Annotated in this window: 19 protein-coding genes; 8 read left to right on the top strand and 11 right to left on the bottom strand. The window is 64.6% G+C overall.

The annotated features are described in order from the left end of the window. Nucleotides 1-15 precede the first annotated feature (15 nt). From cuyA to RLO07_RS14000, 3 genes are read right to left on the bottom strand one after another with little or no spacing between them, the layout of a single operon-like run. Nucleotides 16-1,011, bottom strand: a complete 996-nt coding sequence (gene cuyA / locus RLO07_RS14010) for a D-cysteate sulfo-lyase (RefSeq protein WP_462292751.1) — start codon at nucleotides 1,009-1,011, stop codon at nucleotides 16-18. A gap of 3 nt (nucleotides 1,012-1,014) precedes the next feature. Further along, nucleotides 1,015-1,737: a cysteate racemase gene (gene cuyB / locus RLO07_RS14005; protein ID WP_462292750.1), complete on the bottom strand. Its 723-nt coding sequence runs from the start codon at nucleotides 1,735-1,737 to the stop codon at nucleotides 1,015-1,017. An 11-nt stretch (nucleotides 1,738-1,748) separates the two neighbouring features. Beyond that, nucleotides 1,749-3,095, bottom strand: coding sequence for an alanine/glycine:cation symporter family protein (locus RLO07_RS14000; protein WP_462292749.1), 1,347 nt, complete (start codon nucleotides 3,093-3,095; stop codon nucleotides 1,749-1,751). Between the two features lie 63 nt (nucleotides 3,096-3,158). On the opposite strand from RLO07_RS14000, the gene RLO07_RS13995 reads away from it, so the two are divergent. From RLO07_RS13995 to RLO07_RS13980, 4 genes are all read left to right on the top strand, one after another. Continuing rightward, nucleotides 3,159-3,878 (top strand): Frag1/DRAM/Sfk1 family protein, encoded by a 720-nt coding sequence (locus RLO07_RS13995; protein ID WP_462292748.1) that lies wholly within the window; start codon nucleotides 3,159-3,161, stop codon nucleotides 3,876-3,878. Beyond that, nucleotides 3,878-4,816 carry a pyridoxal-phosphate dependent enzyme gene (locus tag RLO07_RS13990; protein WP_462292747.1) on the top strand — a complete coding sequence of 313 codons (939 nt, stop codon included), beginning with the start codon at nucleotides 3,878-3,880 and terminating at the stop codon, nucleotides 4,814-4,816. The genes RLO07_RS13995 and RLO07_RS13990 overlap by 1 nt, the downstream gene beginning before the upstream one ends. A 43-nt stretch (nucleotides 4,817-4,859) precedes the next feature. Further along, complete coding sequence (locus RLO07_RS13985; RefSeq protein WP_462292746.1) at nucleotides 4,860-5,756, top strand: DUF6279 family lipoprotein; 897 nt, start codon at nucleotides 4,860-4,862, stop codon at nucleotides 5,754-5,756. A 115-nt stretch (nucleotides 5,757-5,871) separates the two neighbouring features. Continuing rightward, on the top strand, nucleotides 5,872-6,621 hold the full coding sequence (locus RLO07_RS13980) for a cytochrome b/b6 domain-containing protein (RefSeq protein WP_462292745.1): 750 nt from the start codon (nucleotides 5,872-5,874) through the stop codon (nucleotides 6,619-6,621). Here the strand turns inward: RLO07_RS13980 and RLO07_RS13975 are convergent. The 7 genes from RLO07_RS13975 to RLO07_RS13945 all read right to left on the bottom strand — a co-directional run bounded on the left by RLO07_RS13975 (nucleotide 6,618) and on the right by RLO07_RS13945 (nucleotide 15,381). Beyond that, on the bottom strand, nucleotides 6,618-7,739 hold the full coding sequence (locus RLO07_RS13975) for a bacteriohemerythrin (RefSeq protein WP_462292744.1): 1,122 nt from the start codon (nucleotides 7,737-7,739) through the stop codon (nucleotides 6,618-6,620). The genes RLO07_RS13980 and RLO07_RS13975 overlap by 4 nt on opposite strands. Nucleotides 7,740-7,799: 60 nt before the next feature. Beyond that, nucleotides 7,800-8,990, bottom strand: a complete 1,191-nt coding sequence (locus RLO07_RS13970) for an MFS transporter (protein ID WP_462292743.1) — start codon at nucleotides 8,988-8,990, stop codon at nucleotides 7,800-7,802. An 18-nt stretch (nucleotides 8,991-9,008) separates the two neighbouring features. Then, nucleotides 9,009-10,853 (bottom strand): dihydroxy-acid dehydratase, encoded by a 1,845-nt coding sequence (gene ilvD, locus RLO07_RS13965; protein ID WP_462292742.1) that lies wholly within the window; start codon nucleotides 10,851-10,853, stop codon nucleotides 9,009-9,011. Nucleotides 10,854-10,869: 16 nt separating this feature from the next. Beyond that, nucleotides 10,870-12,174 (bottom strand): amino-acid N-acetyltransferase, encoded by a 1,305-nt coding sequence (argA, locus tag RLO07_RS13960; protein WP_462292741.1) that lies wholly within the window; start codon nucleotides 12,172-12,174, stop codon nucleotides 10,870-10,872. Nucleotides 12,175-12,247: 73 nt separating this feature from the next. Further along, nucleotides 12,248-13,399: an acetylornithine deacetylase gene (argE, locus tag RLO07_RS13955; RefSeq protein ID WP_462292740.1), complete on the bottom strand. Its 1,152-nt coding sequence runs from the start codon at nucleotides 13,397-13,399 to the stop codon at nucleotides 12,248-12,250. Nucleotides 13,400-13,413: 14 nt separating this feature from the next. After that, the gene (locus RLO07_RS13950; RefSeq protein ID WP_462292739.1) at nucleotides 13,414-14,691 is read right to left on the bottom strand and encodes an inorganic phosphate transporter; all 1,278 of its coding nucleotides are present in this window, start codon (nucleotides 14,689-14,691) and stop codon (nucleotides 13,414-13,416) included. Between the two features lie 9 nt (nucleotides 14,692-14,700). After that, complete coding sequence (locus RLO07_RS13945) at nucleotides 14,701-15,381, bottom strand: TIGR00153 family protein (protein WP_462292738.1); 681 nt, start codon at nucleotides 15,379-15,381, stop codon at nucleotides 14,701-14,703. Between the two features lie 141 nt (nucleotides 15,382-15,522). Here RLO07_RS13945 and tfpB point away from each other — a divergent pair, with 141 nt between their 5' ends. The 4 genes from tfpB to RLO07_RS13925 are packed head-to-tail and all read left to right on the top strand — an operon-like array spanning nucleotide 15,523 to nucleotide 22,029. Next, nucleotides 15,523-17,304 carry a type IV pilus assembly ATPase TfpB gene (gene tfpB / locus RLO07_RS13940; RefSeq protein ID WP_462292737.1) on the top strand — a complete coding sequence of 594 codons (1,782 nt, stop codon included), beginning with the start codon at nucleotides 15,523-15,525 and terminating at the stop codon, nucleotides 17,302-17,304. A 26-nt stretch (nucleotides 17,305-17,330) separates the two neighbouring features. Next, nucleotides 17,331-20,213 carry a bifunctional [glutamate--ammonia ligase]-adenylyl-L-tyrosine phosphorylase/[glutamate--ammonia-ligase] adenylyltransferase gene (glnE, locus tag RLO07_RS13935; RefSeq protein WP_462292736.1) on the top strand — a complete coding sequence of 961 codons (2,883 nt, stop codon included), beginning with the start codon at nucleotides 17,331-17,333 and terminating at the stop codon, nucleotides 20,211-20,213. A 14-nt stretch (nucleotides 20,214-20,227) separates the two neighbouring features. Next, nucleotides 20,228-21,166, top strand: coding sequence for a branched-chain amino acid transaminase (locus RLO07_RS13930; RefSeq protein ID WP_462292735.1), 939 nt, complete (start codon nucleotides 20,228-20,230; stop codon nucleotides 21,164-21,166). A gap of 35 nt (nucleotides 21,167-21,201) precedes the next feature. Beyond that, on the top strand, nucleotides 21,202-22,029 hold the full coding sequence (locus RLO07_RS13925; RefSeq protein ID WP_462292734.1) for an alpha/beta hydrolase: 828 nt from the start codon (nucleotides 21,202-21,204) through the stop codon (nucleotides 22,027-22,029). 28 nt (nucleotides 22,030-22,057) lie between these two features. On the opposite strand, the gene RLO07_RS13920 is transcribed toward RLO07_RS13925, so the two are convergent. Continuing rightward, a complete protein-coding gene (locus RLO07_RS13920) occupies nucleotides 22,058-23,221 on the bottom strand; it encodes a mechanosensitive ion channel family protein (RefSeq protein WP_462292733.1) in 1,164 nt (387 codons plus the stop codon). Between the last annotated feature and the right edge of the window lie 33 nt (nucleotides 23,222-23,254).

Genomic DNA, 23,254 nt, shown 5'->3' with positions numbered 1-23,254 from the left:
CGCTCCAGCGGAGCTTCAGAGCAGGTCGTCGCGATAGCCGAACAGTCCCGCGGAGCCGCCGGTGTGCAGAAAGACGATGTTCTGCTCGGCCCGGAAATGGCGCTGCTGCACCAGGTCGATCAGGCCCGCCAGCGCCTTGCCGCTGTAGACCGGGTCGAACAGCAGGCCTTCCAGGCGCGCCAGCAGCACCAGCGCTTCCCGCATGGCATCGGTGGGAATGCCGTAGCCGTCACCTATGTAGTCGCAGTTGGCGACCACATCCTGGCGCCGCACACAGTCGCCGGCACCGATGAGGTCAGCGGTTGCTGCAGCCAGCTTGAATACCCGCTCTTCCTGTATCTCCCGGGGGGCGTTGACGCCAATGCCCAGTACCGGGATGTCAGAGTGGGTCGCGCGCAGGCCGGTGACCAGCCCGGCCTGGGTGCCGGCACTGCCGGTGGCATGTACCACGCAGTCAATGTGCAGCTGCGCCTGGTTGGCCTGCTGCAGCAACTCCAGGGCGCAGTCGACGTAGCCGAGGGCGCCGATCGGGTTGGAGCCGCCGCCGGGAATGATGTAGGGCACGCCGCCGCGACTGCGCACCTCGGCGGCCACCTCCTCCATCGCTGTATTCATGTCGGTGCCGCCGGGGTAATGGCGGGTCCCGGCACCGAGCAGGTGGTCGAGGAAAACGTTGCCGGAATTCAGGTAGACCTCGCTGGGTTGGGCAATGCGGTTCTCGAACAGCAGTTCGCAGGCCATGCCCAGGCGGGCGGCCGCGGCGGCGGTCTGGCGGGCGTGGTTGGATTGCACTGCCCCCTGGGTAATAACGGTATCAGCGCCCCGCTGGCGGGCATCGGCGAGCAGGAATTCCAGCTTGCGGGTCTTGTTGCCACCGCTGGCGAGGCCTGTACAGTCGTCCCGCTTGACGAAAATTTTCGGGCCTCCGAGGTGTTCGCTGAAGCGCGGCAGGTACTCCAGCGGGGTCGGCAGGTGCGCCAGTTTGATGCGGGGGAAGCGGGCCAGATGCATGGTTTACTCCTGTTGGATTGTGGGGGTGAGCGCCAGTGCCACGGTATGCCGCACCAGCAGGTCGGTTGAGGACAGCAGCCTGACGCCGGTATCGCCCTGCTCCAGGACCAGGGGTATCTCGGTACAGCCGGCAAGCAGCAGTTCCGCCCCGGCAAATTCCAGGCTGGCGGCCAGCGCCTGGAGGCCGGCGCGAACCTCGGGCCCGCGCTCACCAGCCTTGATTCGCCACAGCAGCGTCATGAACCGCTGCTGCTCCGCCGTCGTCCACAGCAGCGCTTCGCGCCCCGCCGCCGCCAGTGCCCGCTGGTACAGGCCCGCCTGCAGGCAGCCGTCCGCGGCCATTATGCCCACCGCAGCGGCCGGGTATTCCGCCACGGCCGCCATGACCACATCGACAATACTGACAAAGGGAATGCTGACTGCGGTGCGGATAGCCTCAGTATAGGCGTGCGCTGTGTTGCAGACCATGACCAGGAAGTCCGCTCCGGCAGCTTCCAGCCCCCGCGCCATTGCGGCCAACTCCGGGCCGATGTCGGGCCCGGTGCCGGCGATGGCGGCGTGGCGATCGGGAATAGCGGGGTTGTGGTCCACCAGCATGCGGATGTGCTCCTGGTCAACGCGGGCGGGAGTGGCGGCGAGCACCCGGGCCATGAAGTCAACCGTGGCCTCCGGGCCCATCCCGCCGAGGACGCCAACGGCAAGGCTGCGCCTGCGGTTTCCGGACATGTCGTGTGCTCCTAGTAGGGATGGCGGTGAAAATATTCCTTCGCCGCCGCCTTGACCCGACCCGCCAGCATCAGGGTGGCGACCATGGTGGGTATCGCCATCAGGCCGTAGGAGCCGGAAATCAGGTTGAATACCACATCGATACTGACGCTGGCGCCAAACACCACCGCCAGCACGAAAAACCAGCGGTAATAGTGCTGCAGCCGGGCGCCGAACAGGAAGCCGAAGCACTTGGCGCCGTAGTACCACATGGTGAACATGGTGGTGCTGGCGAGGATCAGGGTGACGAACAGCAGCAGGCCGGCTCCCGGCGCACCCAGGTCGGCGCGGAAGGCGTTGGCGGTGAGCGTGATGCCGGTCAGGTCGCCCGGATCGGTCCAGGTGCCCGCCAGCAGGATCACCAGCGCGGTGCAGGTGCAGACGACCAGGGTGTCCGCCACCGGTCCCATCATCGCCACCAGGCCTTCCCTGATCGGTTCATTGGTTTTGGCGGCGCCGTGGGCCATGACCTCGGTGCCCACCCCGGCCTCATTGGAGAAGGCGCCGCGGCTGACGCCGATGAGGATCACGCCCAGCAGGCCGCCGCCCACCGCCTGCGGGTTGAAGGCATCGGTGACAATGCTGGCCAACAGGCCGGGCACCTGGCTGTAGTGCAACAACAGCAGGTACAGGGTCATGCCGAGATAGGTGATGACCATGAGGGGCAGCAGCGCGATGGCGACTTTGGCGACCCGCTGCAGGCCGCCGAAAATAACCATGGCGACCACCGCGGCCATGACGCAGCCGATCAGGAAGCTGGTCAGCAGCGTGTCGCCGCCGGGGAACAGGTTTTCCCGCACCAGCGCCGTCAGCTGGTTGGCCTGGAAAATCGGCAGGGTGCCGACCAGCCCGGCCAGGGAAAACAGGACAGCCAGCGGATAAAAGCCGCGCGGCAGGGCCTCGCGGATAATGTACATGGGACCGCCCTGCAGCTTGCCTTCGCTGTCGTTGCCCCGGTACATGACCCCGAGCGTGCAGGTAAAAAACTTGGTCGCAATCCCGACCAGTGCCGACATCCACATCCAGAACACGGCGCCGGGGCCGCCGGCGACAATGGCCAGGGCCACGCCGGAAATATTGCCCAGGCCCATGGTACCGGACAGGGCCGCCGCCAGGGCCTGGGCGTGACTCAGTTCCCCGGGCTGGTCGGGGGTATCGTGGCGCCCGAGCATGATGCCGAAGGCATGGCCGAAGTGGCGGTAGGGCAGGAAACGCGAGTAGATGGCAAAGAACAGGCCCCCACCCAGCAGCAGCACCACCAGGGGGGTGCCCCATACTGCGTTGGCGAAACTCGCGGAGAGCTGCTGCAATTGCTCCATGTTGGCTGCTGATCCTCCGGCAAATAGGCGAGGATAGCACAGGGCAATGGTAGACTTGGTCCCATGAACCTGCGCATTATCGCATTGCTGGCAGCCCTGTTGCCCTTCATCTCGGTCCACCTGACCTGGCTGGTGGCGGTGGGCCATGGCCTGGTGGAGTGGTGCAACCCCTACATCCACAGCTGTACTTCGATCAGCGCCACCGGGCGTCATCCTCCGGCCAGCTACCTGTTCCGCGCCACCATGCTGCCGGCGGCGGTGGTGTTGGCGCTGTACTGGTGGTGCAACTACAGCTGGTTGCGCTGGCTGCAGCCCCCGGGAGGCAGCGACCGGAGCCTGCGCTGGATGCTGGTGCTGGGCCTGCTGGCCTGCCTGGGTCTGGTGCTGTATGTGACTGTGCTGGGAGAGGCCGGCACCGCCTGGCGGTTCCAGCGGCGCGCGGGCACGGTATTGTTCTTCTCCTTGACCTTTCTTTCCCAGTTGCTCCTCAGTGTCCAGTTGCTGGCCCTGGGGCCGCGGTTGCCGCAGGTGCGGGGACTGGCCCGGGGGATGTGGTGGATCTGCTGCCTGTTGCTGGCACTGGGGATGGCGACAGTGGTTTTGCAGGCCTGGGATGGCGTATTGTACGACTCGGTAGAGGACGCGTTTGAGTGGGTATTGAGCCTACTGCTGCAGGCCAACTTTCTGCTGGGCTACCTGGTCTGGTGCCGGGCAGGCTGGCAGCTGCAGTTCGTGTCGTCCGAACCGGCGCCGCCGACTCCATGCAACCAGGGAAAACAGTAATGACCAGCCTTGCCGATATTGAGGCCGCGCGCGAGCGTATCGCCGCCCATGTCCATCTCACCCCGGTGTACAGCAGCGAGCTGCTGGATGCGCATGCGGGTGCACGGATTCACTTCAAGTGCGAGAACCTGCAGAAGGTCGGCGCCTTCAAGGCCCGCGGTGCCAGCAATGCGGTGTTCAGCCTGTCCGCTGACGAGGCCGCCACCGGCGTCGCCACGCACTCTTCGGGCAATCACGGCGCCGCCCTCGCCATGGCGGCGCGACGGCGCGGGATCCCCGCCCATATCGTGATGCCTGCGAACGCGCCATCGGTAAAGCAGGACGCGGTGGCCGCCTATGGCGGTCTGGTCATTAGCTGCGAGCCGACGCTCGCTGCCCGCGAGGGGACTCTGGAGCGAGTGGTCGCCGGCACCGGTGCGCATGTGGTCCATCCCTACGCCGACCCGCGGGTCATCGCCGGCCAGGGCACCGTGGCCCTGGAAATCCTGGAGCAGGTGCCGGACCTGGATGTGATTGTGGTCCCGGTAGGCGGCGGCGGCCTGCTGTCCGGTGTCGCGGTGGCCATCAAGAGCCTGCGCCCGGAGGTGGAGGTAGTCGCCGCCGAGCCGGAGGGCGCGGACGATGCCTTTCGCTCCTTCGGCCTGGGGGAGTTGCAACCATCCATTGCGCCCAATACCATCGCCGACGGCTTGCTGGCCGGTCTGGGCGCGCTCAACTTTTCCCTGATCCAGCAGTACGTGGATACCATACTCACCGTGACCGACGCCAACATTGTCGCCGCCATGCGCCTGCAGTGGACCCGGCTCAAGACCGTGGTCGAGCCCTCCGGCGCAGTCAGTTTTGCCGCCCTGCTGGAGCATCCGGAGCGTTTCCGCGGCCGCCGGGTGGTGGCGGTGATCAGCGGCGGCAACCTCGATCTCGACCGGCTACCCTGGTGACCAGCATGGACATGCTGTTTGCCACCGACGGTCTCGACTATCCATGATCAGCTCATCGCTAGCTGGCGCCAGGGCGCGGCTGTGGCTTGCGGCGCTGCTGCTGGTTGTCCTGGCCGGTTGCAGCAGCACCCGGTTTGCCTACAACCGCCTGGACTTCCTGGTGCCCTGGTACCTGGGCGATTACGTCAGCCTCGACCGCGACCAGGGGCGTCTGCTCAAGACCGAACTGCAACCCTTCCTGACCTGGCACCGTCGGCATGAGCTGCCGCGCTACGTTGCTCTGCTGGACCGGATAGAGGGCAAGCTCGAGCGGGAACTGACCGTGGCGGACATGCGTATCCTGACCGGGGAGGCCGAATTGGCCATCTACCGTCTGCAGGATCGAGCCCTGAACTGGATGCTGGCTCTGGGCGAGGAGCTGCGGGACGAGCAAATGGCCGAGTTTCTTGCCGGGCTGCAGGAACAGCAGTCCGAGTACGAGGAAAAATACCTGGAACGTGACGATGCCGAGTATCGCGCCGATGCCTGTGAGCGCCTGCAGGACAATGCGCGCAAGTATGTCGGGCGTCTGCAGCGCGAGCAGAAGGCCGGGCTGGCTGCTGCCTGCGATGACCTGCGCCGGTCCGACAGTCTCTGGCTGGAAGCCCGCGCCCAATGGCTTGTAAGACTTGAGCGTATCCTGCAGCGTGAGCCCGGTTGGCAGGAAACCTTGCGCCAGGCTCTGGTGCAGCGTGACGAGACGGTGTCCGCCGATTACCGCAGCACCTACGACCACAATGCCATGGTCATCCAGTTGGCGGTGGCGAACCTGCTCAACAGCCGCAGCGAGCGCCAGGATGCGCACCTGCGGCGGGAACTGGGCAAGCTGCGCCGGGATCTCGTGGCGCTGGTGGAACAGGGCGGACAGGAATTCGAGAGTGTCGCGCTGAGCACCGATTGAGCGGGGGAGTTGATTCAATACAGGACTTTGCCGGCTTGTTAATGCCAGCTTCATCTTGTTGGACTATCCTCGTAGCCGAGATACCGGCAATAACGCAGGTAGACGGGGTGGTGAGATGACGAGCGAAGATTCCGCACAGACATTACAGGCCTATCCGGTATGGGATGCGACCACGCGCTGGTTCCACTGGATCAACGTGCTCAGTGTGCTGTTGTTGTCGGGAATAGGCGTGGTGATTCTGAACGCCGGTACCCTTGGGGTCAGCGGCGATGGCAAGGTCCTGTTGAAGACCATTCATGCCTGGACCGGCTATGTGTTCGCGCTGAACCTGTGCTGGCGGATCGTCTGGGGCTTCTTTGGCGGTCACTATGCGCGCTGGAGTGCAGTGTTACCGGTCGGGGGTACCTGGTTTCGCGAACTCAAGCTTTATCTCCGCGGTCTCTGGTCCGGGAATGAGCCGCACTACCGCGGCCACAACCCGCTCGGGCGACTGATGATAGCTGCGCTGTTCCTGTTGCTGGGCACGCAAATGGTTACCGGCCTGGTGCTTGCGGGAACTGACCTCTACATGCCGCCCTTCGGCCACGAGTTTGCCGAATGGGCCACCGGTGCCGGTGAGGATCACAGCAAGCTCGTGGGCCTGAAGCCCGGACAGAAGGAGTTGCTGGATCCGGAGGGCTATGCCGCCATGCGCGAGTTCCGCGCGCCCTTTATCAACTTTCACAAATGGTCTTTTTTTGCCCTGATGGGTTTCATACCACTCCACATTGCGGCAGTGGTGTTTACCGATATCCGCGAGCGCAGCGGCCTGATTTCAGCGATGTTTACCGGCAGCAAGTTCTTCGCCCGCAAGCCCCGGGACTAGGCTGTCTGGGCGCTGCGCACCGTATTGCGGCCCGCACCCTTGGCGGCATACAGACCTTCATCAGCCATACGTAACAGATCTGAAGTGTCTGCCATGGTGTCCGTAGCGCAGGCGACGCCGATGCTCAAACTGCCCTGCCAAACGCCACCTTGTCTGGGGAGCTTCAGAGCGTTGATGTGCACCAGCAGTTTTTCCGCGAGTTCCAGCGCCTTGGCGATTGGCGTTCGTGGGCAGATAACCAGGAACTCATCACCGCCGATGCGACAGACCAAGTCATCGGTGCGAAAACGCTGACGTATCTCCAGCGCCAACTCCTTCAGCACCCTGTCGCCTTGCTCATGGCCGAAAGTGTCGTTGATCCTCTTGAAGTGGTCGGCGTCGATCATCAGGCAGCTGACTGGCTGGGTTGTCCTTTGCGGCCACTGGGCGTCCAGAAAGTCCGTGGCCTGCCGGCGATTGGGTAGCCCGGTCAGCGCGTCGTGCATGGCGAGCTCGTGCATGGCGTCGTTGAGCTGGCGCAGTTCCCGGGTGCGCTCGGCGACGCGAGTTTCCAGGGCGGCGTTGCTGGCCACAAGCTCACGGTTTTTTTCCTCTACGATCCGGAGCAGGCCCGAGATGGCGTCGAGAAGCGGCTGCACCGCCCCCGCATCAAAGGCCAGCTCCTCGTCATAGGCAGCTGCCGGTGAGATCCCGGCCTGAATGGCGTGCAATTGCCGGACCATGGACTGGTCGACGCCAAGAATGTGATACCCCAGCCAATGTACCAGATAGTCGAGGATCTGCCTTGACTCCTTCTCCCCCAGGGTTGGCAGTTTGCTGTCAATGCGCTCAATCTCCTCACAGAATCGCTGGTGTGCTTGCTGGTGCATGGCCAATGCTCGCGCATCTATCCCTGCCGTAGTCATCAACTGCTCTTCCTCGCGGAAGTGATAGCGAGCGTACTGACGCAGCTGGGAAAGGATATCGGCGGTGTCCGCGGCCGAGGTGTCTCCCGCGGCGACGCGGTCGCCAAAGGCATTGATGAGGTCGACGAGCCCGTGGTGCTGCTCGTCGACTTCATCAATGCCGGTGACGAAGTGCTTGTCCCAGGTGAACGCTGTTATGCCGTGGGTACTCATAGTGGGTTCTTGGCTCTGAATCCAGAGTTTCAGTGTTCATTGTCAAACAAGTACCCGGCATCAGGTGCCGGGCATTCTCGATCGGTAGAGCCAGACGCTGGCGGCTGCCACCAGCAGCGCGGCGGCAAGCAATATCGGCGGAAAGCCGAGCCGGTCCGCCGCCGGGCCCAGCGCCAGCGCGCCCAGGGCGGGGGCGCCCATGGTCACCATCACCCACAGGCTCATGACCCTGCCGCGGAAGGTATCCGGTGTCGACAGTTGCGCCAGTGCCTGGCTGCCGATGCCGGCGATGGTCATCGCCATGCTGAGGACAAAAATGATCACGCCGAGTCGCAGCGTGTTCGCGGCCCAGGCAATCGGCAACAGGGACAGGGATCCCGCGATCTGGCTCCACACTACCAGCCGCAGCAGACCATCGCCGGCATTGCGGCGCCGCGCCACAAGCAGCCCGCCGAGGATGGCGCCGGCCCCGGCCGTAGCGGTCAGGGTCGCCAGGGTGCTGGCATTGCCGGCCAGCAACTTCCCGGAAATGGCGGGAAGCAATTCGATCACCGTGCGTCCGAGCAGGCCATTGAGCAGGGTAAAGCCGAGGATGACGCGGATTCCCCGATGCGAGTGTACAAAGCGCAGGCCCGCCACCATTTCTTCCAGCAGCGTAGAGCCCGCCGGCGCCGCGGCCCGGGGCGCCAGCCTGATGCGCGCCAGCAACAGCAACCCCGCCGCGAACAGGCCCGCGGCCACCAGATAGGCGCTGCCGGCCGACGCCCGGCTCAGCAGCCAGCCGCCCAGGGCCGGACCCAGGATGCGGGAACTGTTGAAGACGACAGCGGATACGCCGATCGCGCCCGGTAGCACACCCCGGGACACCAGGCGCGGCAATAGCGCAAGGCGCAGGGGCTGGTGGGCCGCGGTGATGGCGCCGCCAACCGTGGCCAGAAACAGCAGCGGCCCCAGCCCGAACACGCCCAACAACTCGGCGCTACCTGCTGCAGCGGCCACCAGACCCTGCCCGAGCAGGGTGGCCAGCATGCCATTGCGGGGATTGATCCGGTCCGAGACCACCCCGAACACGGGGGACAGCAGGAAAGTGGGCAGCAGCATTGCGGCGCTGACAATACCCACCCAGGTCGCGGTGCCGGTCAGCGCCCAGGCGCTCCAACCGAGCAGGAAACGCAGCACCCAGGTGGCCAGCGTCGACAGGCAGCTGGACCAGAAATAGCGCCTGAAGGCGGGCTCGGCGAGGGCCGACACGCGCGCTGCGGTGGCCACCTAGTCGAGCAGCGAGAGGTCCCGCACAGCGCCCTTGTCCGCACTGGTGACCATGCTGGCGTAGACCTTGAGCGCGGCGCTGACCTTGCGCGGCCGCTGGAGCGCGGGTTTCCACGCCTCTCTGCCCCGTGCCTCCATGGCCTGCCGGCGCGCCACCAGCTCCTCGTCGCTCAACTTGACGTTGATACTGCGGTTGGGAATGTCGATCTCGATGATGTCACCCTGCTCCACCAGGGCAATGGCACCACCCGATGCCGCTTCCGGGGAGACGTGGCCGATGGACAGCCCCGAGGTACCACCGGAAAAGCGGCCGTCGGTGAGCAGGGCGCAGGCCTTGCCCAGACCCTTCGATTTCAGGTAGCTGGTGGGATAGAGCATCTCCTGCATCCCCGGGCCGCCTCGTGGGCCCTCATAGCGGATGATCACCACGTCGCCGGGTTGTACCCGGTCCTCGAGAATGTCCGCCACGGCGCCTTCCTGGCTCTCGCAGATAAAGGCGGGCCCGGAGAACTTGAGGATACTTTCATCGACGCCCGACGTCTTGACCACGCAACCGTCCAGGGCAATGTTGCCGAACAGCACCGCGAGGCCGCCCTCAAGGGAGAAGGCATGCTCGAGGTTGCGGATACAGCCGCCCTCCCGGTCCAGGTCCAGGCTGGGCCAGCGGGTGCTCTGGCTGAAGGCGGTCTGGGTGGGAATGCCCGCGGGGCCCGCCCGGTAGAAGGTATGCACTGCCTCATCCCCGGTTTGCACGATATCCCACTGTGCCAGTGCCGCTGCCATGCTGGGGCTGTGTACTGTGGGACAGTCGCGGTGCAGCAGCCCGGCGCGGTCCAGTTCGCCGAGAATGGCCATGATGCCGCCGGCCCGGTGCACATCTTCCATGTGGTAGAGCGGTGTATTGGGAGCCACCTTGCATAATTGCGGCACCTTCCGGGACAGGCGGTCGATGTCCTGCAGGGTGAAGTCCAGTTCCGCCTCCTGGGCCGCCGCCAGCAAGTGCAGGATGGTGTTGGTGGAGCCGCCCATGGCGATGTCCAGGCACATGGCATTCTCGAAAGCCTGGAAACTGGCGATATTGCGCGGCAGGACGCTGGCATCATCCTGTTCGTAGTAGCGTTTGCACAGCTCCACCACGGTCCTGCCCGCGCGCAGGAACAGCTGCTCCCGGTCGGCGTGGGTGGCGAGGGTGGAGCCGTTGCCGGGGAGGGAAAGGCCCAGGGCCTCGGTCAGGCAGTTCATGGAGTTGGCGGTGAACATGCCGGAGCAGGAGCCGCAGGTGGGGCAGGCCGAACGTTCGTACTCGGCAACTTTCTCGTCGCTGGCGTCGGTGTCGGCGGCGATGACCATGGCATCGACCAGGTCCAGCTTGTGCTCGGACAGGGCCGTCTTGCCGGCTTCCATCGGCCCGCCGGACACGAACACCACCGGGATGTTCAGGCGCATCGCTGCATTGAGCATGCCGGGGGTGATCTTGTCGCAGTTGGAAATGCAGACCATGGCATCGGCGCAGTGGGCATTGACCATGTACTCGACCGAGTCCGAGATGATGTCGCGGCTGGGCAGGCTGTAGAGCATGCCGTCATGGCCCATGGCGATGCCGTCGTCCACGGCGATGGTATTGAATTCCTTGGCCACGCCGCCGGCGGATTCGATTTCCCGCGCCACCAGCTGGCCCAGGTCCTTCAGGTGCACGTGCCCCGGCACGAACTGGGTGAAGGAGTTGACCACGGCGATGATCGGCTTGCCGAAATCGCCGTCCTGCATGCCGGTGGCGCGCCAGAGGGCGCGGGCGCCGGCCATGTTGCGGCCGTGGGTGGACGTCTTGGAACGATATGCGGGCATTGCTGGGTACCTTTTCCTAGAGTGTCTTGAAGAAGACCTTGGAGTTGCGCTGCAGATTGTACAGGGCCTGCTTCTGCGCTGGCAGCGCATCCCGCGGCCGCTCCTCGAAGCCCTGCTCCAGGAACCAGTGCGCCGTCTGGGTGGTCAGCACAAACACGCGGTCCAGACCCTGGTTCCGGGCCTCCCGCTCCAACTCCTGCAACAGACGCTGGCCGCGGCGACCGCCGCGATAGTCCGGATGCGAAACGATGCAGGCCACTTCCCCACAGCCCTCTTCGGCAAAGGGATAGAGGGCGGCACAGGCGATGATGCGGCCATCGCGTTCGATGATGCGGAACTGGCGGATTTCGTTCTCCAGCAGTTCCCGCGAACGCTTCAGCAGTACTCCCTCCCGCTCCAGCGGCTCAATCAGCTCTAGGATACCGCCGACATCGTCGATGGTCGCGCTGCGGGTTTGCTCGAAATCATCCTTGGCTACCAGGGTGCCGTTGCCATCATGGGTAAACAGCTCCTCCAGCAGGGCGCAGTCGTCGCGATAACTGATGATGTGGCAGCGCGACACGCCGGCGACGCAGGCGCGCCGCGCGGTCGCCAGCAGCCGCGCCTGTTCCGGGTCCGGGACTTCCAGACCAGCCAGGTCGGCCACCGTGAGCTGCCGCAGCAGCCTGCCGTCGCCGCCCTGGATGCCGGCTGCCGCACCGAACAGGAGCAGCTTGTCGGCGCCGATGCTGGCGGCACAGTGCACTGCGATATCCTCCAGCATCAGGTTGAAGATTTCCCCGGTGGGTGAGTAACCCAGCGGCGACAGCAACACAATGGAGCCCATCGCCAGTTGCTGCTGGATACCCTCGCGGTCGACGCGACGCACCCGGCCGGTGTGCTGGTAATCGACGCCATTCACGACCCCCAGCGGCCTGGCGGTAACGAAGTTGCCGGAGCAAACCCGGATTCGCGCCCCCTGCATGGGGGAGTTGGGCAGGCCCATGGACAGCAGGGCTTCGATCTGCGCGCGCAGGGAGGCGGCGGCATCGGTGACGTGGTGCATGCTGGCGCTGTCGGTGATGCGCATGTTGTCGTGGAAGCGACTGGGAATGCCGGCCTGCTCCAGGCGGGCGTCAATCTGTGGCCGGTTGCCGTGAACCAGTACCAGGCGTACCCCCAGGCTGTGCAGCAGGGCCATGTCGTGGAGAATGGTGGCAAAGTTGGGATCCTGGGCGCCATCGCCCCCCAGCATCAGGACGAACGTCCGCGACCGATGGGAATTGATGTAAGGCGCCGTATTCCTGAACCAGCGGATATGGTTGCGGCTGGGGGTGGTCACGTCGATGCTTCCGGTTTTGCTGGCAATGGTCGTCAAGGGTACCGAAAGCCGGCTCCCGGGACTAATGGAATATTTACAGGCAGTAGCGGGCGATGCACTGTTGCAGGAGGTCGATACAGGGCTGGATCTGGTCCAGCTCCAGATACTCATCGGGCTGGTGGGCACGATCGATGGAACCGGGCCCCATCACGATCGTCTCCATGCCCAGCGCCTGCAGGAACGGTGCTTCGGTGGCGAAACCGACGGCCCTGGCGCTGTGGCCGGTAAGCTTTTCCGCCAGCCGTACCAGCTCGCTGTCCGCGGCCTGCTCGAAGGGCGGTACCGGTTCCACCAGCGGCCGCAGGGCAATGCCGGCACCGGACCTGGCGGCGATGCGCTGTAGCCGCTGCTCCAGGTCCTGGCGCACGCCAGCGGCCGCCGCTGCCGGGGTCAGGCGCAGGTCGAAATGCAATTCGCAGCCGCCACAGATGCGGTTGGGGCTGTCACCGCCGTGGATACAGCCGAGGTTGAGGGTGGGGAATGCCACCTCGAAGGCACTGTTGCTGTAGCGCTGCGCCAGCTCCTGCCGGAACAGCATCAGCTCGGACAGGACGCCGTGCATGACATCGATCGCATTCACCCCCAGCGCCGGATTGGAGGAATGGCCGGCACTGCCGGTGACCTGGATGGACTCCATCATGATGCCCTTGTGCAGGCGCACGGGCACCAGCGAGGTGGGTTCGCCGATGATGGCCGCCCGCCCCCGCGGCTGCCCGGCGGCCGCGAGGGCGCGCGCACCGTTCATGGAGCTCTCTTCGTCGGCAGTGGCAAGGATGATCAGCGGCTGTTTGAGCGGCGTGTCGACAAAAGCCCTGGCGGCGGCGATGGCAAGCGGGAAAAAGCCCTTCATGTCGGTGCTGCCGAGCCCGTAGAGTCGCTGGTCGCGCTCGGTGAGCGCGAGCGGATCGGAGTGCCAGCGACCTTCGTCAAAGGGCACGGTATCGGTATGCCCGGCCAGCACCAGGCCGCCGGGACCGGCCCCCAGAGTGGCGATCAGGTTGGCCTTGCGACCGTCCTCGGAGACGTCGGTGATTTCGGTCGCAAAGCCCAGGTCGCCCAGCCAGCCCGCCAGCAGCTCGACCACGCCGCGATTGCCCTGGTCCCAGGACGGGTCGGTGGAACTCACCGATGCGGTGCCGACCAGAGCCTGCAGCTGGCGGATGATCTGTTGCTCGTGCTGGCTCATTGCTGCTCCCGGGTCTAGCCGAACATGCCTTTGAACATGAAGAAGAACAGGATTGCCAGGCCTGCACCCGCTGGCAAGGTAATGACCCAGGACATGAATATGGTGCCGATGGTGCGCAGGTTGAGGGCAGCGATGCCGCGGGCAAAACCGACGCCGAGCACGGCCCCGACCAGGGTGTGGGTGGTGGAGATCGGCAGGCCGGTACCCGACGCCAGTACCACGGTGGATGCCGCCCCCAGTTCCGCGGCAAAGCCGCGGCTGGGGGTCAGTTCGGTAATCTTGCGGCCCACCGTCAGGATCACTTTCCAGCCATAGGTAACCAGGCCCACCACGATACCCAGGGCGCCGACCATCAGGATCCACCAGGGCAGCGGTGCCTGGGAGGAAATAACGCCGCCGGACAGGACGGTGTTGGCGACCGCTGCCAGCGGACCGACGGCATTGGCGACATCGTTGGAGCCGTGGGCAAAGGCCATGGCGCAGGCGGTGAAGATCATCAGGATACCGAAGACCCGTTCCACGTTGGCGTAGCGGTGCTCCTGGTTGGGCAGCTCCGTGATTCTGCGCAGCAGCAGGCTGCCGATACCGGCCACCAACAGGCCGGTGACCGCGGCCAGCGGTAGCGCATTGGCAAAGTCGCTGCCCAGCCCCAGGTCCAGATGCAGGCCGACATGCTTCAAACCTTTCACCAGGGTGACCATGGCGATCATGAAGCCCACCATCCACATATACATGGGGATGAACTTCTTGGCGCGACGGAAGGGGTCGTCGGTGTCCAGGATCAGTATCTTTACACTCATGAACAGGGCATAGGAGAGGGTCCCCGCAAGCAGGGGTGAAACGAGCCAGCTGGCGGCGATGGTCCCGACCTTGCCCCAGTGCACCGCCTCGACGCCGATTCCGACTGCCGCGAAGCCGACGATGGCGCCGACGATGGAGTGGGTGGTTGATACTGGCCAGCCCTTGATACTGGCGATCATGAGCCAGGTACCCGCTGCCAGCAGCGCCGACAGCATCCCGTAGACCATCAGTTCCGGCTGGTCTGCCATGGACTCGGCATCGATGATGCCCTTGCGGATAGTGGAGGTGACCTCGCCCCCGGCCAGGTAGGCGCCTAGGAACTCGAATACCATCGCGACCAGTATGGCTTGTTTCAGCGTCAGGGCACGGGAACCGACTGATGTGCCCATGGCATTGGCGACATCGTTGGCGCCGACGCCCCAGGCCATGAAGAATCCGAACAGGCAGGCCAGGACCAGCAGAATGGTGCCGTATTCCGCAATAATCTCCATCGTTGGTTCCTATTTTGCTATCAGGATCTGCAGGCGGTGCCCCACCCGCTCAGCGGAGTCGGCGAGGCCGGCGAGCAGTTCAATGACCTTGTAGTAAAACATCACATCCACCGGATACAGTTTCTTCTCCAGCTTGAACAATCTCGCCCGCAGGGCCTGTGACTGCTTGTCGGTACGGCCTTCCAGCTTGTCCAGTTCCTTGATCAGGCCCTCGACATGGACCACTTCGCGGCCGCTGAAACCGACCTCCAGCAGTTCATCCAGCTCGCGAATCGCCACCAGGGCCTGCTCGCAGGTGGCGGTGCAGGCCTTGACGAACTCCAGCAACGGTTTTTCCAGCTTTTCCGGGAACTGCATTTGTCGCCCCAGCATCAGGCCGGCCACATCCTTGGCGGTATTGGCGACATGGTCCTGGATCGTGACCAGCTCCAGCAGGTCCGAGCGCGGGACTGGCAGGAACAGGCTGTTGGGGAGATGACGCCGCACCGAGCGCTTGAGCTTGTCCGCTTCTCCCTCGGCATCACTGATGCGGTTGAAGATTTCACTGGCGCTATCCCAGTCATCGCTCTGGGCGGCCTCGATAAACGCCGGCAACAGTTGCGCGGCGTCATTGGCAACCTGCATGTGCTCCTGGATGGGTCTGATGGGTGATCTGCCAAAGAGGCTGCTTAACGGATTCGAGCTGGGCATGCGGTACTCCCCTGGATGCAGGCGCGAAGTATAGGGGAGGGGTGGGCGTCTGTCACACCGGCTGCAGCTGCCCGCGTCGGGCCGCCGTGCTGTGATAGCATGGTCCAACAATCGCAGACGGACCCCGCGAGGCCCCAACTGATGAACGCGAAATTCGGCCCGGAGTACGCCGAACGACCCCTTGACCTGTATTCCCTGGTGACGGAACTTCACGCCTCCGGACGTCTCGGGGACGCGGATCGCGAGCGTTTGGCGAGGCTTGGCATCGGCAGTGTGCACCCGCTGGTTTTTCTGTCGGAACAGAAGATTCCTGATCTCTCCCGCCCCGGCCAGACCCTGGATATGGAGGCCCTGCTGCATTGGTTGGGTGAGCGCACCGGCCAGGCGGTGCACGAGATAGACCCGCTGAAAATCAATGTCGGCGCGATCAGCGACGTCATGTCCAGGGCCTTCGCCCAGCGTCACCGGATTCTGGCCGTGGAGGTCACCGGGGACGAGGTAGTGGTGGCCAGTGCCGAGCCCTGGATTCGCAGCTGGGAGCGCAACCTCGAACATGTCCTGCGCAAGCGTATCCGCCGCGTGCTGGCCGATCCGCGCGACATCACTCGCCATACGGCGGAGTTCTACAGCATGGCGCGCTCGGTGCGCGGCGCCCGCACTAGCGGTGTGGCGCCTGGCGCGGCGCCCGGTGTCGTCAACCTGGAGCAGATGCTGGAGCTGGGTTCGACACAGGAGCCCGATGCCAATGACCAGCACATCGTCAATATCGTCGACTGGCTGCTGCAGTACGCCTTCGAGCAGCGCGCCTCGGATATCCACATAGAACCCCGGCGTGACCAGGGTCATGTCCGGTTCCGCATCGACGGTGTCCTGCACAGCGTCTACGAATTGCCGCAGCAGGTCTGCGCCGCGGTCACCAGCCGGATCAAGATCCTCGGGCGCATGGATGTGGCGGAAAAGCGCCGGCCCCAGGACGGGCGCCTGAAAACCCGCTCGCCCCACGGTGGCGGCGAGGTGGAGCTGCGCCTGTCGACCCTGCCGACGGCATTTGGCGAGAAGCTGGTGATGCGGATTTTTGACCCGGACCTGCTGCAGAAGAGCTTTGCCGAGCTCGGGCTGGAGGACGACGACCTGCGCCGCTGGCAGGCGATGACCGCCACCGGTAACGGCATTGTGCTGGTCACCGGCCCCACCGGCTCGGGCAAGACCACGACGCTTTATTCGACCCTGCGCCGGCTGGCGACGCCGGAAGTGAACGTCTGCACCATCGAGGATCCGATCGAGATGGTAGAGGACAGCTTCAATCAGATGCAGGTCAATCACGGCATCAAGCTGGACTTTTCTTCCGGCGTGCGCGCGCTGATGCGGCAGGATCCGGACATCATCATGGTCGGCGAGATTCGCGACCTGGAGACCGCGCACATGGCGGTACAGGCAGCGCTCACCGGCCACCTGGTGCTGTCGACGCTGCACACCAACGACTCCCCCGGCTCGGTGGCCCGCCTGCTGGAGCTGGGCATGCCCGCCTACCTGATCAAGGCTACCCTGCGCGGCATCATGTCCCAGCGCCTGGTGCGTATCCTGTGTACCGCATGCAAGGTTTTTGGCCCCACGGATCTGGATGCCTGGGAGCAGCTGGTGCAGCCCTTCACGATGCCGGCGCCGGAACGCATCGCGCGCCCGGTGGGCTGCAAGACCTGTCGCGACACCGGCTACATGGGCCGCCAGGGCATATTTGAACTGCTGGTCAACAGCCCCGCTGTGGCCGCCTGCATTACGCCCCAGATGGAAGCGCGCGAGGTGCGCAATGTCGCCATGGCGGAAGGCATGCGCACCCTGCGCCTGGCCGGTGCCGCCCGGGTTGCTTCCGGCCAGACCACCGTCGAGGAGATCATGCGGGTGGCGCCCATGTTCGACGCCTGACAACTGCCACGGACCCTGCTGCGACAATGATTGCTACCGATAGTTTGCCTCCCGAACTGGCCGCTGCGGCCACGACTGCCTGGCGCCATGTGCTGGACCACCACGATGCCGCCGCACTCTCCGACCTGACCAGGGCGCTGGCGGCAGATGCCGAAGCCGGAGTCGAGCTGGCCCGGGTACTGGCCTGCAGCCCCTTTGTTGCCGGCCTGGTGCGGCGGCAGCCGCGGTTGCTGGCGGCGCTCCTCGAAGAGGGGCTGCTGCGGCGCAGCCTGCAACCGGACGAGTTGCAGGCCGAACTGCGGCAGTGGCTGGCGCCGCCGCAAGCCGAGCTCAATCCGCTGCTGCGGCGTTTCCGCGCGCGGCACATGCTGCGCATTGTCTGGCGCGATTTCTGTCGCAGCGCCGACACCCTGGAAACCGTCGCAGATACTTCGGCGCTGGCGGAAGCCTGCATTACCCTGTCCCAGGCCCATTTACAGCAACAGCTAGAGGCCCGCTTCGGCGTCCCCCGCGGCGGCCGCAGCGGGGAAGCCCAGCAGTTGATCGTCATCGCCATGGGCAAACTGGGCGCCAGGGAGCTGAACGTTTCTTCGGATATAGACCTGATTTTTGCCTTCCCCGAATCCGGCGAGACCGATGGCGAGCGCCGCAGCATCAGCAATACGGAGTTCTTCACCAAGCTGGGCCAGGGTCTGATTACCGCCCTCGACCAGGTGACCGCCGACGGCTTTGTGTTCCGGGTCGACATGCGCCTGCGACCCTATGGCGAGAGCGGTTCACTGGCACTCAATTTTGCCGCGCTGGAGGAGTACTATCAGGATCAGGGCCGGGACTGGGAGCGCTATGCGCTGATCAAGGCCAGGCCCGTGAGCGGGGATCCCGCCCGCGGTGCCGAGATGATGCAGATGTTGCGGCCATTCGTGTTTCGGCGCTACGTGGACTTCGGGGTCATCGAAAGTCTGCGCGGCATGAAGCAGATGATCAACAGCGAAGTGCGGCGGCGAGGCCTGCAGGAGGACGTCAAGCTGGGCCACGGCGGCATTCGCGAGGTGGAGTTTATTGCCCAGTGCTTTCAGCTGATCCGCGGCGGCCGCGACCTGGGCCTGCAGCAGCGCGAGCTGCTGCAGGTGCTGGACGAGTGTGTCGAGCTCGGCTGCCTGCCCGCTGCCGCAGTCGCCGAGCTGCGCGCCGCTTACCTGTTCCTGCGCGACAGCGAGCACGCGATCCAGGGCTATCGGGATCAGCAGACCCAGGCGCTGCCCGCTGACCCCCTGCAGCGGCTGGCGCTGGCGACGGTGATGGGCTTTGCGGATTGGGACAGCTACCTGAGGGCGCTGGCAGAGCACCGCGAGCGGGTTGCGGCACACTTTCGCGACCTGATCGCAGCACCTGACGACGAACAGAACACGGCCGCTGAAGAGCTGCCGCCCTGGGGCGATGACCTGGACGAGGCAACCCTCGCCGGTCTCGGTTACCGCGAGGCCAGCGCCAGCCTGGAGCGGCTGCGGACCCTGCAGCACAGTACCCGGGTGGCGACCCTGCAAGCGGAGGGCAAGGAGCGGCTGCAGCAATTCATGCCGCGGCTGCTGCTCGCCTGCGCCGAGGCGGATGACCCCGACCGCGCCCTGATGCGTACCCTGCCCTTTGTTACTGCCGTGCTGCGGCGCAGCGCCTATCTGGCCCTGCTGCTGGAAAATCCACCGGCGCTGGCGGAGCTGGTCCTGCTGTGCAATGCCAGCCCCTGGATTGCGGATCAGTTGCAGCGGCACCCCGTGCTGCTGGATGAACTGCTGGACCGGGGCAGTCTTTACACGGCACCGGACAAGTCCCTGCTAACGGCGGAGCTGCGGCAGCAGGTGGCGCGCCTGCAGCCGGGCGATCTGGAGGAGCAGATGGATGCCCTGCGCTACTTCAAGGCCTCCCATGTGCTGCGGGTGGCCGCCAGCGAGCTGGTCGGGCGCCTGCCCCTGATGCAGGTCAGCGACAAGCTGACCTGGATTGCCGAGGTGATTCTGGAGCAGGTACTGGCCGTGGCCTGGACCGACATCAGCGCCCGTTTCGGCCAGCCCCGGCGGGACTCGGACGGTTATGGCTTTGCCATTTTTGGCTACGGCAAGCTGGGCGGGATAGAGCTCAGCTACGCCTCCGACCTGGACCTGGTGTTCGTTTATGACGCGGACGCGCAGGGAGTCACCGACGGCGAACGCAGCATCGACAACGTCAAGTTCTATACCCGCCTGGGGCAGCGCGTCATTCATATACTGGAGACCCGCATGGCCATGGGGCAGCTGTACGAGGTCGATATGCGACTGCGGCCCTCCGGCGCCTCCGGCCTGCTGGTCAGCAGCTTGAAGGGTTTTCGCGCCTACCAGGAGGATACCGCCTGGACCTGGGAGCACCAGGCTCTGGTGCGGGCGCGGTTGGTAGCCGGCGATCCGGCGGTTGGCGCGGGGGTGGATGTGGTGCGCCGGGATATCCTCTGCCGGGTCCGGGACGAGTCGGCGCTGGCGGCGGAGGTGGTCGCCATGCGCGAGCGCATGCGCAAGGAACTGTTGCCGTCGCAACCGCCAGCGGGCCAGGAATTTGATCTCAAACAGAGCGCGGGTGGTATCGTTGATATTGAATTTATGGTGCAATATGCGGTCCTGGCGTGGTCCCATCGCGTGCCTGAGCTGGCGCGCTGGTCGGACAACATCCGCATTCTGGAAACCCTGGCCGAGGCCGACCTGTTCGAGCAGGGCGAGAGCAGAGCCCTGATCGAGGCCTATCTGGCGTTCCGGTCTGTCGCTCACCAGCTGGCGCTGCAACAACTGCCGGGCAGGGTGCCCGGAGACGAGTACCGTGAGCAGAGAGCCAGTGTGGAAGCCGCCTGGCGGCGCCTCTTCGGGGCACAGTACAAACCAACATGACAGCGGGACTGAACATGAGTGCAACACCGAATTTTGCGGATCGGGATGGTGTAATCTGGCTGGATGGCGAATTGGTGCCGTGGCGCGAAGCCAAGGTCCACGTCCTGACCCACACCCTGCATTACAGCATGGGCGTGTTCGAGGGTGTGCGTGCCTACCGGACCCCTGATCGCGGCACCTGCGTATTCCGGCTCAAGGAGCACACCGACCGGCTGTTTCGTTCGGCTCATATCCTGCGCATGGATATGCCCTGGGACAAGGACACCCTGAACGAGGCCCAGCGCACGGTGGTGCGGGAAAACGGTCTCAACGAGGCCTACCTGCGGCCGATGTGTTTTCTCGGTTCCGAGGGCATGGGCCTGCGGGCCGACGGCCTCAAGACGCATGTCATGGTGGCGGCCTGGGAATGGCCTTCCTATATGGATCCGGAAGCGCGCGACCGCGGCATCAAGGTGCGCACGTCGTCCTATACCCGCCATCATGTCAATATCACCATGTGCAAGGCCAAGGCCAACGGCAACTACATAAACTCCATGCTGGCCCTGCGCGAGGCGCTGGACAGCGGTGCGGAAGAAGCGCTGATGCTGGACAACGAGGGCTATGTGGCCGAAGGCAGCGGCGAGAATGTGTTCGTGGTACGCGACGGCCATATTTTCACGCCGGACCTGACTTCCTGCCTTGACGGCATTACCCGCAACACGATCTTCGCGCTGGCTGCGGAGCTCGGTTACGAGATCCGTGAGCGGCGCATCACCCGTGACGAGGTCTATATCGCTGACGAGGCCTTCTTCACCGGCACCGCTGCCGAGGTAGTGCCGATTCGGGAGCTCGACGGTCGCCAGATCGGAACCGGTTCCCGCGGCCCGCTCACCGAGAAGCTGCAGGCCATGTACTTTGATTCAGTGCGCGGCAACCGGCCGCAACACCCGGAGTGGCTCACGCCTGTTGCCTGACGGCGTGGTGTCCTCTGCAGGGACGAGGGTTGCCCATGAATGATCAGCACGCAAGGCTTGCCGACGGCGTGTTTTATCGCCACTGGCCCGCCAGCGGCAGTGTTCGCGGCGTTATCCTGCTGGCCCATGGCCTCGGCGAGCACAGCGGTCGCTACCAGGGGCTCGCCGACTTCTTCCGCGCCCGGGGCATTGCGGTTGTTGCCCCCGACCATATTGGCCATGGCCACTCCCCGGGCCACCGGGCCCACATTGGCAGTTTTGCTGAATTTCTGCAGCCCCTGTTGCAACTGCGGGCACTGATTGCCCAGTGGTATCCCTCGGCCCCCTGCTTTCTGCTGGGCCACAGTCTCGGTGGTCTGATTGCCGCCCGCCTGTTGCTGGATGCCCAGGACCAGTTTGCTGGCGCGGCCCTGTCCGCACCTGCCCTGGCGGTAGCCGAGCCGCCATCGCCACTGCTGCTGTGGCTCAATCGTGTGCTCGCCCGTCTCTGGCCCACACTGGGCATGCTCAAGCTCGACGCCAGCCAGGTCAGCAGGGATCCCGATGTGGTTGCTGCCTACGAGGCCGATCCGCTGGTGCACCACGGCAAGGTCAGCGCGCGGCTGGTGGCGGAATTGTTTGCCACCATGGAGCAGGTCAATGTGCACCGCGCGGAAATTACCCTGCCGCTGCTGCTGCTGCACGGCGAAGCGGATGTGATGACGGCGCCCGCTGGCTCACAGGGTTTCAGTGCGGGGGTCGGTTCCGACGATGTCACCCTGCGTCTGTATCCCGGCCTGTACCACGAAATCTTCAACGAGCCGGAACGTCTGCAGGTGCTGGAAGATCTCGGGCAATGGTTGCAGCAGCGCCTGACCGCCTGAGCAATAGCGCGGCGGCAGGGCGCCACCGCTACTTCACGGGCTCTGCCTTCGCCGCCTCGGGTGGCGGTGAAAGCGGGTACAGCTCGGGCGCATCCGGCTGGTTTTCCAGATACAGGGAACGGCTCGGGAAAGCAAAGCCGGCGCCGGCACCCTCGACAATCTCCTTGATCTTGCAGGCCAGGCGCTCCTTGATCTCCAGCCAATCCCCCCAGACCGTGGTGCGGGTGAAACAGTACAGGAGAATGTCAATCGAGCTGTCGTTGAAGGAGTCGATGCGCACGAAAGTGGCGACCTCTTCGGGCTTGGCAAACTCCTCGCTGTTGAGGATGTAGTGTTCAATGGCATCGCGAATCTGCCGGAGCTGCTCGAGGCTGGTCCTGTATTCCAGTCCCAGCATCCAGCGAATACGGCGGTGGGTCATGCGGGAAAAGTTGGTGACGGCGTTGTCAGCCAGTCTCGCATTGGGGACATAGACCGGCGCCCGGTCGAAACGGCGTACGGTGGTGGTGCGGAAGCCGATCTGCAGAACAGTACCCTCGACAATCCCCTCGACATTGATCCAGTCTCCGGGCTGGAAGCGGCGTTCGCCAATGACGAAGAAGCCGGCGATCAGGTTTTTGAACAGATCCTGTGCCCCCAGGGCGACAGCGACGCCGAACAGCCCCAGGCCTGCAATGATGGGGCCGACGGCAATGCCCCAGAGCTCAAGGATGGTGGCTGCGCCGACAATGATGAACAATACCCTGGCTATCTTGACGATCCAGTCGATCATGGCCTGGGTCAGGAAGCTATTGGTCCTGTGCAATACCTCGCCCAGCGGGCCGGTCAGCTGATGAAAAGTCCAAAACAGGGTAAAGACAACCAGGGACCGGTTGATGTTGTAGAAAAAGGTGGCGAGCGCCTCATCCACCTTGAGTACGCTGGTGGCGAAGAATACACCCAGCACAACCGGCACGAAGCGCAGCGGCCTGCGAATGGCGTCCAGCAGCAGGTCGTCGAACTGGGTATGGCTTCTCTCCGCCGCTCGCTGCAGGGCTCCCAGTACATGGCGCGTGAACAGGTTGCGAAATGCCAGGGCAAGCAGGAATATCAATATCGCTACCAGAATGTGGACGAAATCCACGCCGTACACACCCTGTTGCCAGACTTCTACCAGCAGCTGCCAAAAGTCCTTGATTGATGCTATTTCCATAACCCGTCCCCTGCTTTTTCGGGCAGGATAATG

The organism is Haliea sp. (assembly GCF_040221975.1).
Taxonomy (GTDB): Bacteria; Pseudomonadota; Gammaproteobacteria; order Pseudomonadales; family Halieaceae; genus Haliea.
This window is presented reverse-complemented; position numbering and strand designations above follow the sequence as displayed.

Bases quoted from the DNA above. Each gene is read 5' to 3' on its own strand.
- RLO07_RS13975 (WP_462292744.1), bottom strand. From the start codon at position 7,739: ATGAGTACCCACGGCATAACAGCGTTCACCTGGGACAAGCACTTCGTC.
- cuyA (WP_462292751.1), bottom strand. From the start codon at position 1,011: ATGCATCTGGCCCGCTTCCCCCGCATCAAACTGGCGCACCTGCCGACC.
- tfpB (WP_462292737.1), top strand. From the start codon at position 15,523: ATGAACGCGAAATTCGGCCCGGAGTACGCCGAACGACCCCTTGACCTG.
- RLO07_RS13985 (WP_462292746.1), top strand. From the start codon at position 4,860: ATGATCAGCTCATCGCTAGCTGGCGCCAGGGCGCGGCTGTGGCTTGCG.
- RLO07_RS13990 (WP_462292747.1), top strand. From the start codon at position 3,878: ATGACCAGCCTTGCCGATATTGAGGCCGCGCGCGAGCGTATCGCCGCC.
- cuyB (WP_462292750.1), bottom strand. From the start codon at position 1,737: ATGTCCGGAAACCGCAGGCGCAGCCTTGCCGTTGGCGTCCTCGGCGGG.
- RLO07_RS13995 (WP_462292748.1), top strand. From the start codon at position 3,159: ATGAACCTGCGCATTATCGCATTGCTGGCAGCCCTGTTGCCCTTCATC.
- RLO07_RS13945 (WP_462292738.1), bottom strand. From the start codon at position 15,381: ATGCCCAGCTCGAATCCGTTAAGCAGCCTCTTTGGCAGATCACCCATC.
- argE (WP_462292740.1), bottom strand. From the start codon at position 13,399: ATGAGCCAGCACGAGCAACAGATCATCCGCCAGCTGCAGGCTCTGGTC.
- RLO07_RS13920 (WP_462292733.1), bottom strand. From the start codon at position 23,221: ATGGAAATAGCATCAATCAAGGACTTTTGGCAGCTGCTGGTAGAAGTC.
- ilvD (WP_462292742.1), bottom strand. From the start codon at position 10,853: ATGCCCGCATATCGTTCCAAGACGTCCACCCACGGCCGCAACATGGCC.
- RLO07_RS13980 (WP_462292745.1), top strand. From the start codon at position 5,872: ATGACGAGCGAAGATTCCGCACAGACATTACAGGCCTATCCGGTATGG.
- RLO07_RS14000 (WP_462292749.1), bottom strand. From the start codon at position 3,095: ATGGAGCAATTGCAGCAGCTCTCCGCGAGTTTCGCCAACGCAGTATGG.
- RLO07_RS13925 (WP_462292734.1), top strand. From the start codon at position 21,202: ATGAATGATCAGCACGCAAGGCTTGCCGACGGCGTGTTTTATCGCCAC.
- RLO07_RS13950 (WP_462292739.1), bottom strand. From the start codon at position 14,691: ATGGAGATTATTGCGGAATACGGCACCATTCTGCTGGTCCTGGCCTGC.
- RLO07_RS13930 (WP_462292735.1), top strand. From the start codon at position 20,228: ATGAGTGCAACACCGAATTTTGCGGATCGGGATGGTGTAATCTGGCTG.
- glnE (WP_462292736.1), top strand. From the start codon at position 17,331: ATGATTGCTACCGATAGTTTGCCTCCCGAACTGGCCGCTGCGGCCACG.